13 protein-coding genes are annotated in these 14,903 nt (G+C 44.2%); 8 read left to right on the forward strand and 5 right to left on the reverse strand.

Annotation, left to right across the window (positions count from 1 at the left end; all coding sequences use genetic code 11):
* The first annotated feature begins 55 nt into the window (after positions 1-55).
* Complete coding sequence (locus G5B30_RS01150; RefSeq protein ID WP_165318113.1) at positions 56-1,222, forward strand: glycosyltransferase family 4 protein; 1,167 nt, start codon at positions 56-58, stop codon at positions 1,220-1,222.
* Positions 1,219-1,548: a metal-sulfur cluster assembly factor gene (locus G5B30_RS01155; RefSeq protein ID WP_165318114.1), complete on the forward strand. Its 330-nt coding sequence runs from the start codon at positions 1,219-1,221 to the stop codon at positions 1,546-1,548. Before G5B30_RS01150 ends, G5B30_RS01155 begins: the two co-directional genes overlap by 4 nt.
* Here G5B30_RS01155 and G5B30_RS01160 read toward each other — a convergent pair.
* The 3 genes from G5B30_RS01160 to G5B30_RS01170 form a co-directional block, all read right to left on the reverse strand.
* Complete coding sequence (locus G5B30_RS01160; protein WP_165318115.1) at positions 1,545-2,852, reverse strand: cation:proton antiporter; 1,308 nt, start codon at positions 2,850-2,852, stop codon at positions 1,545-1,547. The genes G5B30_RS01155 and G5B30_RS01160 overlap by 4 nt on opposite strands.
* Before the next feature lie 9 nt (positions 2,853-2,861).
* On the reverse strand, positions 2,862-3,341 hold the full coding sequence (locus G5B30_RS01165; protein WP_165318116.1) for a cation:proton antiporter regulatory subunit: 480 nt from the start codon (positions 3,339-3,341) through the stop codon (positions 2,862-2,864).
* Between the two features lie 85 nt (positions 3,342-3,426).
* Positions 3,427-4,212 (reverse strand): MBL fold metallo-hydrolase, encoded by a 786-nt coding sequence (locus G5B30_RS01170; RefSeq protein WP_165318117.1) that lies wholly within the window; start codon positions 4,210-4,212, stop codon positions 3,427-3,429.
* Positions 4,213-4,327: 115 nt separating this feature from the next.
* On the opposite strand from G5B30_RS01170, the gene recJ reads away from it, so the two are divergent.
* From recJ to G5B30_RS01185, 3 genes are all read left to right on the forward strand, one after another.
* Positions 4,328-6,028, forward strand: a complete 1,701-nt coding sequence (gene recJ / locus G5B30_RS01175; RefSeq protein ID WP_165318118.1) for a single-stranded-DNA-specific exonuclease RecJ — start codon at positions 4,328-4,330, stop codon at positions 6,026-6,028.
* Positions 6,029-6,091: 63 nt separating this feature from the next.
* The gene (lptB, locus tag G5B30_RS01180) at positions 6,092-6,838 is read left to right on the forward strand and encodes an LPS export ABC transporter ATP-binding protein (protein WP_165318119.1); all 747 of its coding nucleotides are present in this window, start codon (positions 6,092-6,094) and stop codon (positions 6,836-6,838) included.
* 37 nt (positions 6,839-6,875) lie between these two features.
* A complete protein-coding gene (locus G5B30_RS01185) occupies positions 6,876-8,393 on the forward strand; it encodes a GH3 auxin-responsive promoter family protein (RefSeq protein ID WP_165318120.1) in 1,518 nt (505 codons plus the stop codon).
* Positions 8,394-8,396: 3 nt separating this feature from the next.
* On the opposite strand, the gene G5B30_RS01190 is transcribed toward G5B30_RS01185, so the two are convergent.
* Together G5B30_RS01190 and G5B30_RS01195 are read right to left on the reverse strand one after the other, a co-directional pair.
* The gene (locus G5B30_RS01190; protein WP_165318121.1) at positions 8,397-9,116 is read right to left on the reverse strand and encodes a hypothetical protein; all 720 of its coding nucleotides are present in this window, start codon (positions 9,114-9,116) and stop codon (positions 8,397-8,399) included.
* Positions 9,117-9,127: 11 nt separating this feature from the next.
* Positions 9,128-9,682, reverse strand: coding sequence for an RNA polymerase sigma factor (locus G5B30_RS01195; RefSeq protein WP_165318122.1), 555 nt, complete (start codon positions 9,680-9,682; stop codon positions 9,128-9,130).
* Between the two features lie 83 nt (positions 9,683-9,765).
* On the opposite strand from G5B30_RS01195, the gene G5B30_RS01200 reads away from it, so the two are divergent.
* From G5B30_RS01200 to G5B30_RS01210, 3 genes are all read left to right on the forward strand, one after another.
* The gene (locus tag G5B30_RS01200) at positions 9,766-11,784 is read left to right on the forward strand and encodes a PKD domain-containing protein (protein WP_165318123.1); all 2,019 of its coding nucleotides are present in this window, start codon (positions 9,766-9,768) and stop codon (positions 11,782-11,784) included.
* Positions 11,785-11,930: 146 nt separating this feature from the next.
* Positions 11,931-12,230, forward strand: a complete 300-nt coding sequence (locus G5B30_RS01205; protein WP_165318124.1) for a GIY-YIG nuclease family protein — start codon at positions 11,931-11,933, stop codon at positions 12,228-12,230.
* A 47-nt stretch (positions 12,231-12,277) separates the two neighbouring features.
* Entirely contained in the window at positions 12,278-14,875 is a 2,598-nt protein-coding gene (locus tag G5B30_RS01210; RefSeq protein WP_165318125.1) for a CHAT domain-containing protein, read from the forward strand.
* The last annotated feature ends 28 nt before the right edge of the window (positions 14,876-14,903 follow it).

A 14,903-nucleotide genomic window follows, 5' to 3' on the forward strand; every position in this document is an offset into this window, starting at 1 on the left:
TTGATCCTGTGCGAAGATAATAATTTATTCCTATTTTTGTGAATAAGCCCGGTTAATGCGTATACTGATTGTACATAACTATTATCAATTTCACGGTGGCGAAGACGTTGTCTTTGAACAGGAAACGCAGATGCTCGCCGCATCGCACGAAGTCGCAACACTTTCATTCCATAACAAAAAAGGACTTAAAGGTTTTGTACAACACCTATTCTACCCCTGGAATATCTTCGCTTCCCGAAGGATACTTAAGCAGGTTAAACAGTTTAAACCCGATATCGTACATATTCACAATACCCATTATGCTATCGGCCCACTTATATTCCGAAGGTTGCGTAAACGGAATATTCCCGTGGTACAGACCTTACACAACTTCCGTATTTTGGATCCGTCGGCAACGCTCTTTCACAACGGGCAGGTCTTTACCGACACGATAACAAAAGACTTTCCGTGGAAGTCCGTTTGGAAAAAAGTATTGGATAATTCGCTAATAAAAACATTTTTGACGGCTGCCACGTACTATTTCCATAAAAAGATCGGAACCTGGCAACAGGTGAATAAATTTCTGGTGTTCTCGGAATTTGGGAAAGATCTGCTTTTACGATCCACTCTTCACCTGCGCCCGGACCAGATCGCCATTAAACCGAATTTTGTCAATCCAATAGCGGTACCGGAAAACCCCGTTCGAGAAAACTATTTTGTATATATCGGTAGGCTCTCCCCCGAAAAGGGCATCCTCCCACTCCTACGGGCTTTTTCGAAATCATCTTGTAGCCTCAAAATATATGGGACAGGTCCCCTGCAAAGCACCGTAGAAAAATATGCGCACCGATATCCGAATATTGAATTTCACGGTTTCCAGCAGAAAGATGTGTTATATCAGGCATTATCCAGAAGCCAAGCACTCGTTGTCCCTTCCATTTGGTTTGAAGGCATGCCAATGACAGTCTTAGAATCATTTGCGTGTGGCACACCGGTTCTTGCCAGTAAGATTGGTATTCTAAGTGAGATGATACAGGACGGCAAAAACGGCACGCATTTCGAAGCAGGCCATGAAGATAGCCTCGTAGCGGCATTGGACAAATGGCAGAATCTGAGTACGGAAGAAAAAAGACAGATATCTGTAAACTGTCAAAATGAATATTGGGGCAACTATTCCCCTGAAAAAAACGTATTATTGTTAGAAAGCATATATAGGGAAACCCTAAAACAAGTAAAAAAATGAGTATTATAACAATAGATCCCCTCGGATTAGCACCTAAAATCCGGGAAGCATTAGAAACGATTTACGATCCCGAGTTAAAACCGGCTAATATTGTCGATCTGGGACTAGTCTATGAAATTATCACCAAGGAAGGAGGCATAGCAAAAGTCGTCATGACGCTAACGGCCCCCGGTTGTCCGGTTGCAGGGGATATTATGGATGAGGTGCAAGAAAAGGTTGCTGCTGTCGATGGCGTAAACGAAGCGTTGGTGGAACTGACATTTGATCCGCCATGGACAAAGGATATGATGACAGAAGAAGCGAAGTTGGAACTCGGTTTATTTTAATCGGAACCTTCGACAACCTTGGCTTCCAGATTCTCAAGCGTCTTCTTTGGCTTGGAAGCCGTCTTTTCTTTACCAAACAACCCATACCAGATATTCCGCGATTCCTTGGTCAACAAAGGTGAGACGACCGATAGAATCAGGACATATACGACCACGAAAGATTGTACTACGGGCAGTAGTCCTCCTGCCTTACCGATATTGGCCATAATAATGGAAAACTCCCCGCGTGCCGATAAGGTCAGCCCGATATCGAACGAAGTCTTGGGCTTAAGATTGGAAAAATGTGCGGCGAAATAACCGGATGCAATATTTCCGAATACGGTAACCACCGCCGCTAATGCGGCCCAACCTACTGCGCCCGTGAGCGAATAGATATCGATAGAAAGACCGAAACTAAAGAAGAACATGGCGCCGAAGAAATCTTTATACGGTATAATCAGGGCTTCAATTTTCTTGATATATTTGGAATCGGCAAACACCAATCCCGCCATCAATGCACCTATAGCCTCGGCAACATGTATCGTCTCCGAAAATCCGGCGATAACAAAGAGTAGACTGAAAATAATCAGGATGAATAACTCCGACGTCTTTTCCTGTAATATCCGGTCAATGAAAGGGACGAGTTTTCGTCCCAAAAGTAAAAAAGCCAAGATAAACCCTAATGCCAGCAAGGAGGTGCCCAGTACGGCACCAAAGGATGTTCCTCCAGCGAGAATCAGCCCGGAAAGGAAGGAAATATGCATGGCAATAAACAGGTCATCGAACATAATCATACCCATGATGACTTCTGTCTCGGGATTGGCCGTACGCTTCAGATCTGTCAATACTTTGGCTACAATAACCGTAGAGGAACTTGTCATCAACCCACAGAGCACCATTAACTCTTTGAAGGGAAGATCCATCAACCACCCGATCAACAGACCGGAGACAAAGTTAATGATGACGTATAATGTTCCTCCCGTCACGATGGATTTTCCGGACTTGATCAATCGACCAACAGAAAATTCCAATCCCAGATAGAACAACAGAAACAATACGCCCAGCCGACCCATAAACTCAATAAACGGCTTGCTTTCTGTGAAAGTAAAGAAGCTCCAAATAGTATTAAAGCTGTCGGTCAGTGCGGAATTATTGGTTTGTGCCAATAGATTGGCGACAAATGTCGGATACTCTTCGTTACCCAACAACATACCTATAATAATAAAAAAGGGGATAACTGAAAAACGCAGCCGGTTTGCAAGTAAGCCTACCGATGCAACCAATAAAACAGCTATACCTATCTCTAATATTATTATATGCGACATGTTGTTCTCCTATATCAGTATTTCTTTTAAAAGTTTGATGTGCTTCAATTTTCCGGCAATGACGAGGGTGACACCCGGTTGGATCACGTAATCGGGTCCGGGATTAATGGTAGTATCCTCATCCCGGATGGCCGCGATGATAGACGCACCTGTGCGTTGCCTGACCTCCAGCTCGCCGATACTTTTATTGACACCGTCGTTGGACGCCTCGACCTTGTACCATTCGATACGTAGATCATCTAAAGCTACTTCAATGGTTTCGAGTGCTTTCGGTTTGTAGGAAAGACCTCCTAAAATACCCGCTACCTGTCGGGACTCCTCATCCGATAAGGTCATGACACAATGTGTTTCGTTATCCTCATCGTCTCGGCGATACAGCTCTCGACGACCATCATCATGGATAACAACGACCATATTGTCACCTGCGTCCGTCTCGATCTGATACTTTTTGCCAATTCCAATTAGATCACTTTCTCTAACTATCGACATGATTTATATTTTTTGATGAATACTCTGTGTATGAAGATAAACAAACTTATATAAAATGCGTCGCATTCACGAACCGAATTTTAAATTACTCCTTTGTCGCATCGATAAGCTTATAACTTCCATCTTCTTTTAGTTGCGGCCGACCAATAGCAATCGTCTTGGCATGATAGAAAAGATACACCCAACCTTCCGGCGCTCCCTCTTCCCAATATTGGAGGCGTAAATCCCTCGCCTGACGACCATCATAATCGTATTTGGCAATAAAATTTTTGAAAAGCTCCTCCGGTTCCGGCAAGACATCTCCTCCGAAGAAAAAATGTTCGCCACCGGTATGTATATGAAAGGCCTGATGGTTAGGCGTATGCCCGCCATTCAACACATACTGGATTTCGGAATTCACCCTCCCCTCGCCTTCCACTAAAGTTAGATTACCGCTGCGCTGCAGCACATCCAATGTTGCCGTGTCGTATGAAGAGGAATGACCGCCATAAGCATACTCCCACTCCCCGCGTTGTATAATATATTCAGCTTCCGGAAATGCTACGCGTCCTGTACCGCCTTTCCAGTCGACCATGCCTCCGGTATGATCTTTATGCAAATGAGACATGAGTACGTATTTGACATCTTCGATATCGAAACCCAATTTTTTGATATTATGATGAATGAGCAGTTCATCCTCGGCTGTCCGCAGTCCCAAACCCGCATCACATATCATCAATCCATTGCTCGACTCAATCAAAAATGGGTGGACATGAACAAATAAAGAGCCTGGTCGATCCTTCGGATCGTCTTTCTGGGGGTCAAAGGGTATAAATTTTTTGGAAATATCTACAGAAAAAGATCCTTCAAATAGGGAATGTGCTTGTACCATCTTTTATTTTATTGTAACTATGAGAGTTATACAAATCCCGGCAAATACACACCTTCGGGATTAGGTTTCTATCCCTATAAAATTGTATATTTACGCATAAATACTGCGTAAAGATATGCAAAAAAGATGGGTCCTAAAACCAAAAAACAATATTGAAAAGGTAAAACAACTACAAACGGCGTTAGGGACCAGCACTATTATTGCAGAACTATTAATCAACCGAAATATCGAAACTTTCGAGCAGGCGCGGATATTCTTCCGGCCAAGCTTGGACCAGCTTCATGATCCTTTCTTGATGAAGGACATGGATATAGCCATATCCCGCATCGAAAGGGCTATCGGAAACAACGAAAAGATATTAATTTATGGTGATTATGATGTGGATGGGACAACAGCCGTATCGGTGGTATACAGCTTCTTTCGTGCATTTCACTCCCGTATTGAATTTTATATTCCCGACAGGTACATGGAAGGATATGGTATATCAAGACAGGGCATTGAATATGCTGCCGAAAATGACTTTGCCCTCATTATCGCTTTAGATTGCGGTATCAAGGCGCTGGAAAAGATTGAATATGCCAACAGTCTGGGGGTTGATGTAATTATTGGAGACCATCATCTCCCGGGCGAACAGCTCCCACAAGCTGTTGCCGTCTTAGATCCAAAACGTTCGGACTGTACCTATCCTTATAAAGATCTCTCGGGCTGTGGAATTGGATTTAAGATCATTCAGGCCTTTGTCCAAAAGAATAATATGGATCCGGAACTGCCTGAGCAGTATCTTGACCTTGTCGCCGTAAGCATTGCTTCTGATATCGTCCCCATAACCGGTGAAAATCGAATCCTCGCTCATTTTGGCCTAAAGAAGCTCAACTCCAATCCGAGCATCGGTTTACAGGCACTCATCAAATTATCGAATAATAAGACCGGCATATTCTCGGTCAATGATATCGTCTTTCAGATCGGTCCCCGCATCAATGCTGCGGGACGGATCGATCATGCCAAGGATGCGGTGGAACTTCTGATTGCCAAGTCCATCCATGAAGCCGCTAATTATTCCTCGTCGGTCGATGACCAGAACAACATCCGAAAAGACTTTGATCTACGGATTACAGAAGAAGCCCTGGCGCTGATTGATAGCGACCAAACGTACGTCGAACGAAAATCTACGGTACTTTATCGACCGGATTGGCACAAGGGCGTGATTGGCATCGTCGCATCACGGCTCATCGAAAAGCATTACCGACCTACGGTGATATTGACCCGAACCAACGGGCATGTTGCCGGTTCGGCGCGTTCTGTACTCGGTTTTGATCTCTATGAAGCCCTCAGTGCCTGTAGTGATCTTCTGGATCAGTTCGGCGGCCATAAATATGCGGCGGGACTTACCATGAAGGAGGAAAATATCCCGCTGTTTCAAGCCAAATTTGAAGATGTCGTCCACAGAAGTATCAAACCAGAGATGCTGCAACAAGAGATTTCGATTGAGCTTCCGGCCAGATTACAGGACATCGACGGCAAATTTTACCGTGTTCTCCGGCAGTTTGAACCCTTCGGACCGGACAATGAGGCGCCGATATTCATCACAAAACAGGTGTCCGCCTATGGCAAGGCTTCCATCGTAGGCAATAATCATTTAAAATTTAGTATATTTCAGGACGGCTCTCCAGTGTTTGATTGTATTGCCTTTGGTCAAGCCGAATACCTCGACGTCATCAACAGCAACCGTCCCTTTGACATATGCTATACCGTAGAGGAAAATAACTGGAGAGGTCGAAAGAATTTACAATTAAATATCAAAGGAATACGATATTAATATATATTTGATGGGAGCGTGTAGGCTTTTAATTTTTAATTTTGACTTTTTACTTCGTACCACATGATATTACGAGCTGAACATTTAATTAAGAAGTATAAGCAACGTACTGTTGTAAATAATGTCTCTTTTCAAGTGGAACAAGGGGAAATAGTCGGCTTATTGGGGCCTAATGGTGCCGGAAAGACGACTTCTTTCTACATGATCGTGGGTTTGATCAAACCCAATGACGGACATGTGTACCTCGATAAAGAAGAGATTACCAAGCTTGCCATGTTTCAGCGGGCACAAAAAGGTATCGGGTATCTGGCGCAGGAAGCATCGGTTTTTCGGAAACTGTCGGTGGAGAACAACATTCTCGCGGTACTGGAAATACACTATCCCGACAAAGAAGAACGCTATGCGAAGCTCGAAGAGCTGCTTACCGAATTCAGCTTACACCGGGTACGAAAAAACCGAGGTGATCTGTTATCCGGGGGGGAAAGGCGACGTACGGAAATCGCGCGGGCACTGGCGGCAAACCCACATTTTATCCTGCTCGATGAACCATTTGCTGGCGTAGACCCTATCGCAGTAGAAGAAATACAAACTATTGTCGCTAAACTGAAATCTAAAAATATCGGTGTACTAATCACCGACCACAATGTACAGGAAACGCTTTCGATTACCGACAGGGCTTACCTCCTGACGGAAGGGAAGATTATGCTTACCGGTACGCCGGAAGAAATTGCGGATAGCGAATTGGCACGTAAGTTTTATTTAGGACGGAATTTTGTGCTTCGCCGCAAGAATTTTGCAACTGATAAATGACAACCGTCAACTGATCACTGACTACTGATTACAGACTATGGAATTCTTAAATTCACTCTTTACATGGATCATGAAAAAGCGCATTCACCAGATTGAGCTCTTCATGAAATATCCGCACGATGTACAAGAGGAATGGTTCCAAAATCTGATTTCTTCTGCCGAGGCCACCGAGTGGGGCAAGAAGTACGATTACAAAAGTATATTTACCTTAGCAGATTATAAAAACAGAGTACCTATCAGTGATTATGACGATATAAAGGGTTATATCGATCGTATGATTAAGGGAGAGCAGAATCTGCTTTGGCCCTCTGATATCAAGTGGTTTGCCAAATCTTCGGGGACAACCTCCGATCGCAGTAAATTTATCCCGGTGAGTATGGAAGCCTTGGAAGAATGCCATTTCCAAGGGGGAAAGGACATGCTCTCCATTTATTGCAGTAACCGACCGGACACGAAGCTATTTACAGGTAAATCGGTCGTTATCGGCGGTTCTTCACAGATCAACAATTTTAGCCCGGACTCGTATTATGGCGATTTATCATCTATATTGATCCGAAACCTTCCTTTTTGGGCGGAATTCAAAAGAACACCCAATATCGAGGTCACGCTAAACCCCAACTTTGAGGAGAAAATCGAGCAGATTGCGCAGATTACCATTAAAGAAGATGTCACAAGCCTTGCAGGTGTGCCTACCTGGAACATCGTCATGGCGAAACGTATTCTGGAAATTACCGGCAAAAACAACTTGTTGGAGGTATGGCCCAATCTGGAATTCTACGGGCATGGTGGTGTGAGCTTCCGACCCTATAAGGAGCAGTTTAAACAGCTTATTCCTTCGGACAACATGTATTTCTTAGAAAACTACAACGCTTCGGAAGGATATTTTGGGCTGCAGGACCGTTCCGACTCAGAAGATTTGTTGCTGATGTTGGATTACGGCATCTATTATGAGTTCTTACCGACAGAACGGCTGGAGGAGGAACACCCCGATACATTATCGCTGGATGAAGTGGAAGTCGGAAAAAACTATGCGCTGATCATATCGACCAATGCAGGCCTTTGGCGTTATAAAATCGGTGATACGATAAAGTTCACCTCGCTCTCTCCTTATCGCTTTCAGATCTCGGGACGTACTAAACAGTATATCAACACTTTCGGCGAGGAGGTCATTGTAGATAATGCCGAACAAGCCCTAAGTAAAGCCTGTCAAGACACAGGTGCACGCATTAAAGACTACACCGCCGGACCGATTTATTTCCGAAAAAATGAAGTGGGCGCACACGAATGGATCATTGAATTTGAAAAACAACCTGCGGACTTTCAGCATTTTTGTGAAGTACTGGACAATACACTCCGCGAAATTAACTCCGATTATGATGCTAAGCGTTTTAAAGATATGGCACTTGCATTTCCAGTCATACACAATGCTCCGGCCGACACGTTTTATAACTGGATGAAGTCCAAAGGAAAGCTTGGTGGCCAAAATAAGGTGCCCCGTCTGGCCAACAGCCGGGAATACCTCGATCCGTTGTTAGCGATGATGAAAAACGGCTAAACCTTATTTCTCTAACACATCCAACAGTTTTCCAGCCTTCTCACCAAGCTTGCCCTGTGAGGGTATCTCGCGGAGTAAGGTCTTCGCCTCTTCGTGCTGGTCAATTTTATGATATACAAGGGCGAGGTAATACTTGGCTTCATCGGCAAATATGGATTTTCCTTCTGCAATCGGTGTCAACTCGGGTAAGGCCTGCGACCAATTTTGTTCACCAACATAGGTAAGCGCGGCGTAATACCTGTATTGTACGACGGATGAGTCCGCTTCGATGAGGCTGTACAGTATTCCCCGAGCCTCCTCATAGGACTGCGCATTGAATGCCTGGACTGCGTTTTCATAACTTACATTCGCCTCCTGACCGCGGACAACCTCCGATTGCATGGCGGGCAGATCATACAGATAACTGTCGTCGGTATAGAGATAGAATATCGAAAAGAAAATCAGCAAACATACCGCCGCCGCGACAGGCAAGTACACCTTATACAGGCTGACAACCCCTTTTCTTCCGGTTTGCAATCCTACTCGAGCCTGACGCAGATTGGCGCGAAGTGCATCTTCTTTCGAGGTTAACCGTTTCCTGATAGTCTCTTGTACCTCACGCTGCGCATGAACCTCCGCCCGCAATTCCTCATCTTCGGCCATCCACTTTTCAAATTGAGCAAGCTCATCGCCGGTCAATAGACCATCAATGTATGCCTGAATTTTATCTGCTTTGTTTTCCATTACCTATCCGTTTAAAAAACACCACTTTGTTTGATTTTCTGAACCAGCGAAGCCATACATTCACTCTTTTTCTTTCGCAGGTAAGCATAGGAAATACCCATAGACTCGGCAATCTGTTCCTGATGCTTCTCGACGAGGCAGCGTTTGATAATTTCCTGACAACTTTTTCCTAATGTGTCCAACATGGCCATGACTTTATTTTCTTTATCGACCTGATGCAGCATCTGTTCCCATTCCTGCTGTGCATGATCTTCAATATGAAATAAATCATCCGTTGCTTTTGTTACCTGTAGCCGTTGATTTTTCTTCAACACGTTCAGCCACTTGCGTTTGCAGACCAGCGACAGGAAAGAGCCAAAGTTTGTGGTCAATTCAAAATCCCGATCTCGCGCCATATGATAGATATCGACCAGCGCCTCCTGCAATATATCATAACCATCATCTTCTGTACCGCTGTTTCGTTGAATAAGGGTAACAATCTGCCGTGCATATTTATTATATATAAGCTGGATGCCCTTACTGTCGTTGTCTTTTAGATACCGGATATAAATTTGGTCGATGTGCATCGGAAACGAAGTTTATTTGTAAATTTAGCAATAATTGTATAAATCAAGGAGAATACCTTATTAATATGAATAGCACTATCCTCATGAAACCAATTATAGGCTTGATTACTGTCCTGATCTGTATACAATCGCTCGTTGCACAGCAATTGGAGACCATATCGCCGATCGACACCTTTGAAAGCCAGATTCACACGGAAATCATCGGCAACCAGATCGTATTTAAATCGGAATTACGCCCATTGGTTCAGATCCCGGGTGGGCGAGCACCTTACTACACCTATTTATGGGATTTTGGTGATGGACATTTCAGCACCCAAGCGGAGCCTGTACATCAATATGCGCAGCCCGGGGAGTACAACGTGACGGTATATGCGGTCAACAACTACGACTTTGGTCCTAAGCCGAAACGACCGAGAAAGAAAGTCGAAGCGGCATCTGCTATAGCTTCCAATACCTCGCCCAATTTATTTGAGCAGAACTTTTTCTCTTCTAATGGTATATTTCAGATTTTCAAACTGTCCGATGCCAAGCCCGGTGAAGACATTTCGCTCGTCGTCGGTGTCAACACCGAAGGAAAAAAGGGACGCATTTATATTTTATCGAATGAGAAAGTGGCGGGTTTGGACGGCTTCACATTTGCCAACCAGAGTAATTATTACCGGGAAAAGATCGACACACTACCGCAACGGGATGGACTGCATAGTCTATGGGCCAGCGTCAAACAGTCGACCTTTACGAAAACAGGAAGCCCGGATTATGGGATCAAGGAAGTCTCTCTTTTTGCCAATGAAAATCAGGCCATCGGTTACTTCAAAGACTTGTATGGGGCATACAACAGTTTGACAGCCTACGATATCGATCCGGCCAACGCCGAACAGCAGTTCTCGCTGATCAACCTGGACGTGACGGAAGACATGCTGGTCGACACCAACGCCATCGTTACCATCACAGGTGTATTCATTCCCGAAGATGGTCTCGCCAATGTACATCAGGTGGATATCCCTGTCGTCAAATCGCACGATCCAAATAAAATGTCGGTCAAGCCGGCACGCATGAGTTATCGATTCCAAAGTAAGCACAAAACCCTCACGTATAAAGTACAATTCCAAAACGATGGTGAAGGCGATGCCCGCAATGTCCGTCTGGAAATGGCCTTACCGCCGGAAGTCGACAAAAACACCTTTAAACTGAAAGCGCTGTACCCAAAATGCGACACCTGTCAAACCGACAACGCCATGGGCTGCTATCGTTATTACATCAAAGACGATGGTACCTTTGTCTTTCACTTTAAAGATATCGCTCTTCCTGGTACCGCAGCCAAAAATATTACGGACATGGACAGTACCAAAGGGTTTATTCTCTTTGATATCGATATGGAGAAGAAAAAGTTCCGGAATAAATCATTCAAGTCGTATACAAATATCTATTTTGACAAAAACCCACCGATCAAGACCAATACTTCAACCTCTCGTTTTCGGCAGATTATCTCCCCTATCGTGACAGTGGGGGCAACAACCACGTTCGGCACACCGAAAGAACATGAAACGAAGTATCAATTCAAACCCGGTATACAACTTGGGTTCGGCTTAGCGCCTATGGCGCCGTACAAACGTCCTTATTGGCAAGCGGAGATTTATACGAGTTATTACGAGCAGAATGGTTCTATAAATATCTCTGGGCTGAAACAACCGGTATCCTTGCCTATAGGTCCGGAGGGAAGAATGATGGATGTAACCATAACTGCTTATGACAGCTTAGAGACTCGCAAATATTTATCGCTACAGCTACCTTTACAAATGAGGTATAATATTAATGCCTGGATCTCTGTAGGGGCTGGAGTGTCGCTTCGTAAAGATTTCAATACCTCTTCCAGCGCCAAAAAAACTTACTACTATATGGTAGACGCCGCACAGGGTATGGAAGAGCGAACTCTCCTCGTCGAAAATGATGATATTCAAAAGGAAAACAGTGCTCTAAAATACAACCCTTTCTTCGATATCAATATCGGACGGGTGTATATGGGGCCCGCTATCGGCTTCAGGGTCTCCTACGATAAAAATCAAAAATCCCACAGTGGCATCTATGGCATCTGGCGGTTTTAATTTCATTTCGACGACTGTAGGAGGAGAATTGGGTGAGGGGGCTCACCGCAGATTTAAAAAAACGTCATTTCGAACGAAGAGAGACCGCGAAGCAGCTCCGAAGGAAAATCTATGGATAAATATTTTTCACGTATAGTTTTAAAACAATGGAAATAGGTGGAGCCGTATATATCATGACAAATGTTAATAGGACGACGTTATATATAGGTGTCACATCCGATCTGCTTTGGCGAATAAAAGAACATAGAGAAAAAGTATATCCAAGATCTTTTACGGCTAAATATAATCTTTCCGTATGTGTGTATTATGAGATTTTTTCGTCTATCGAGGAAGCTATTAACAGAGAAAAAGAGATTAAGAAATGGCGGCGCGAAAAGAAAGATTTTTTAATAAACAATATGAATCCCAATTGGAGAAATTTGTGGGAAGATATAAAAAACTGGTAAATAGATTTCTCCTCCTTCCTCGTCGAAATGACGGTAAAACATAAAAAATGGGGAAATATATTATATACCTACTGTGTGTATTGATTGCTAAGACCGTATTGCACTGCTCTGCCCCTACGGCACAACAAAGTACGTCCGCATCAAAAGCGATATCCCTTCCCGATTCGCTTTTTGAATACTTCGAAAGTACCGCCGATCTCTCTCCCGAAAAGTATGTCTCCAACCCTGACTCTTTTTTAAACAGCCTGAGCCTCACCCCGCAGTCATTCGAACAACAGGAGATGTACGCTTACGGGCTGATCTTCATGGCTTATGGTCTGCGGGAATACGGCGATCATTATAACGCCATCCGGTATTATGAGAAAGTATTAAACTTCATTCAGTCGAAGAACCTGAAAGATATCAATACCCATGTATACGTCATCAAACCACTGGCAGCACTGTATACCTTAATCGATGACAACCAGAAGGCAATCAATTTATTGGAACAGACGCTGGATAAAATCCCAGTGGACCAATATCGCCAAAGGGTTGGCTTTGCGAACAATCTTGCCAATGCATACCTCTACAATCAGGACCTGACGAAGGCGAAGAAGCTCATAGAGGAAACGCTGAAAAAACCCACCGAATCCCTCTCACGTGCTTTGCTGTATAACACCCTTTCTACGGTCTATCAGGAGGAAAACGATGCGGACAACAGTACAAAATATAATACACTGGCCTTACAGGAATTTGCAAAAAACAAATTGTACGGCGACACACTCATCTGGTATGCGTCAGCGCTGGGGCAATATGGGGAAATCCATCACGATTACGCTTCCGGCCGTCAGGCATTACAGTTGTTGAACAACCATTTCCCCGACACGCAACATCGGACAAAAGCCCGACTGCAGCTTACCCTCGCCAATATCCTGTTTCACAAAAATGATGTCCCTCGAGCAAAGCGTACGTATCAGCAGGTTGTTGATGCCTTATCTTCCACGGTGGGTGACGAGTACACACTGGATTATACCTATACGCAGGCGCTCGTGGGACTGGCGAGATGCTTCGGACAAGAAAATGAGGTGGACTCGACGCTTCACTATTTCCAATGGGCAATTGAAAACGACTTTCGGACACAACAGCTCATTACGAGTAAAAGAAATCAAATCAATAACAACATCTGGAACCGAGCGATTATAGAAGAAATGTCGGCCTTGATCGAACGCGTCCTGATACAAGAACCGACAAAACAAGACATCGTAGAGACGCTGCTTTGGTGTATCGAATTAAGCAAAGGACGACTGCTTATTAACGAGATAAACCGATCGGAAAAATGGGACCATGGCGATCTTTCGTTAAAAAACGCTATCCGGACTATCCGTCACCTGCATCAGAAAATCAGTCAGACGACGGATCAAAATCAACGAGAAGCGCTTCAACAGCAGGTCAATCAGCTGATGATCGACTTTCAGCTTTCCGAACGTTATTTTGAAACGTATAATTATTCACCCGATAAGGCCTCTTTCTTCACCCATTTAAACGAACCTAATAAAAGCTACTACAGCTATTTCATCCATAAGGACAAAACGATTACCGTCATTGATCGGTCGAACGACAGGTACACTTACCACAAGATAACCGACACTACTTTTACCACCTTTGTCCAGCAGTTTAAGGACACCTATTTCGGGGCTTCGCCCAATAGCTATAACCGCGATCCACTACACTACCGGGAGCAGTCACATCGAATCATCAGCGCGTTATTGCCGGACCTGCATACGGCTGACGGCAACATTTGCCTCTCGCTGGATGGACAGCTTTATGGGCTTCCTTTTGACGCTTTGTATGAGAAAGGTTTCTTGGTCAACATCTACAATTTCGCGTATCTCAATTCGTTCATCCTCTACGATCTACTGCAAGCACCGACAGCCAATCAAACGGATATTACCCTGCTCTATCGGGCTTCCTTTCCTAAACCCTTACCGGATTTAAAATTTGTACACGAGGAAGTCGACAATATCGGCAAACATTTCAAAAGTGAACAAATCGGACCCAAAAACCAAAACGACTCCACGATCGTCCAACAATTCGCCGGATCTCATATCATCCATATTGCGGCACATACCATTTTGGATGGTGATGACAATCCGATTATCTATTTACAGCAGCCGATCTCGACTAAACAGCTCCGTTTTTACCACATTTACTCCCCCATGGTATTTCTGTCGGCATGTAATACGGGAAGCGGTATATCCCTACCTTCCGAAGGTATGGAAAGTATCCAGCGGGTATTCTTGGGTAAGGGCGTACCTTCCGTCATCTCAACCTATTGGTTTGCCAACGATGAAGCCATGCTGCGGCTGACGTCCCTGTTTTATCAACAGCTCTATGAAAGCCGGAAACCTGTCGAGGCATTAGCGCAGGCAAAACGCGTATTTCTAAACGAAGCATCTATCGAACATCAAAATCCCTGGTATTGGGCCAACATCAATTATTCAGGGATAAACAATGAGATAGGCTTGCGAAAAAACACAAACCTATCTCTCTATATGGGCATTGGTATAGTTATCCTTCTATTAATCCTCACAGGAATATACATCCATTCACGGTCGAATCGCTCTACGGTAAAGAAAGACGAAAAATCCGATCACGAAGCGTACTAATTTAACGTCCTCTTCCTCCGCTGTTTTT

The sequence above is a fragment of the Sphingobacterium sp. SGG-5 genome, from assembly GCF_011043525.1.
GTDB lineage: Bacteria > Bacteroidota > Bacteroidia > Sphingobacteriales > Sphingobacteriaceae > Sphingobacterium.

Bases quoted from the DNA above. Each gene is read 5' to 3' on its own strand.
- G5B30_RS01165 (WP_165318116.1), bottom strand. From the start codon at position 3,341: ATGTCGATAGTTAGAGAAAGTGATCTAATTGGAATTGGCAAAAAGTAT.
- G5B30_RS01160 (WP_165318115.1), bottom strand. From the start codon at position 2,852: ATGTCGCATATAATAATATTAGAGATAGGTATAGCTGTTTTATTGGTT.
- G5B30_RS01190 (WP_165318121.1), bottom strand. From the start codon at position 9,116: ATGGAAAACAAAGCAGATAAAATTCAGGCATACATTGATGGTCTATTG.
- G5B30_RS01185 (WP_165318120.1), top strand. From the start codon at position 6,876: ATGGAATTCTTAAATTCACTCTTTACATGGATCATGAAAAAGCGCATT.
- recJ (WP_165318118.1), top strand. From the start codon at position 4,328: ATGCAAAAAAGATGGGTCCTAAAACCAAAAAACAATATTGAAAAGGTA.
- G5B30_RS01200 (WP_165318123.1), top strand. From the start codon at position 9,766: ATGAAACCAATTATAGGCTTGATTACTGTCCTGATCTGTATACAATCG.
- G5B30_RS01195 (WP_165318122.1), bottom strand. From the start codon at position 9,682: ATGCACATCGACCAAATTTATATCCGGTATCTAAAAGACAACGACAGT.
- G5B30_RS01155 (WP_165318114.1), top strand. From the start codon at position 1,219: ATGAGTATTATAACAATAGATCCCCTCGGATTAGCACCTAAAATCCGG.
- G5B30_RS01150 (WP_165318113.1), top strand. From the start codon at position 56: ATGCGTATACTGATTGTACATAACTATTATCAATTTCACGGTGGCGAA.
- G5B30_RS01170 (WP_165318117.1), bottom strand. From the start codon at position 4,212: ATGGTACAAGCACATTCCCTATTTGAAGGATCTTTTTCTGTAGATATT.
- G5B30_RS01205 (WP_165318124.1), top strand. From the start codon at position 11,931: ATGGAAATAGGTGGAGCCGTATATATCATGACAAATGTTAATAGGACG.
- lptB (WP_165318119.1), top strand. From the start codon at position 6,092: ATGATATTACGAGCTGAACATTTAATTAAGAAGTATAAGCAACGTACT.
- G5B30_RS01210 (WP_165318125.1), top strand. From the start codon at position 12,278: ATGGGGAAATATATTATATACCTACTGTGTGTATTGATTGCTAAGACC.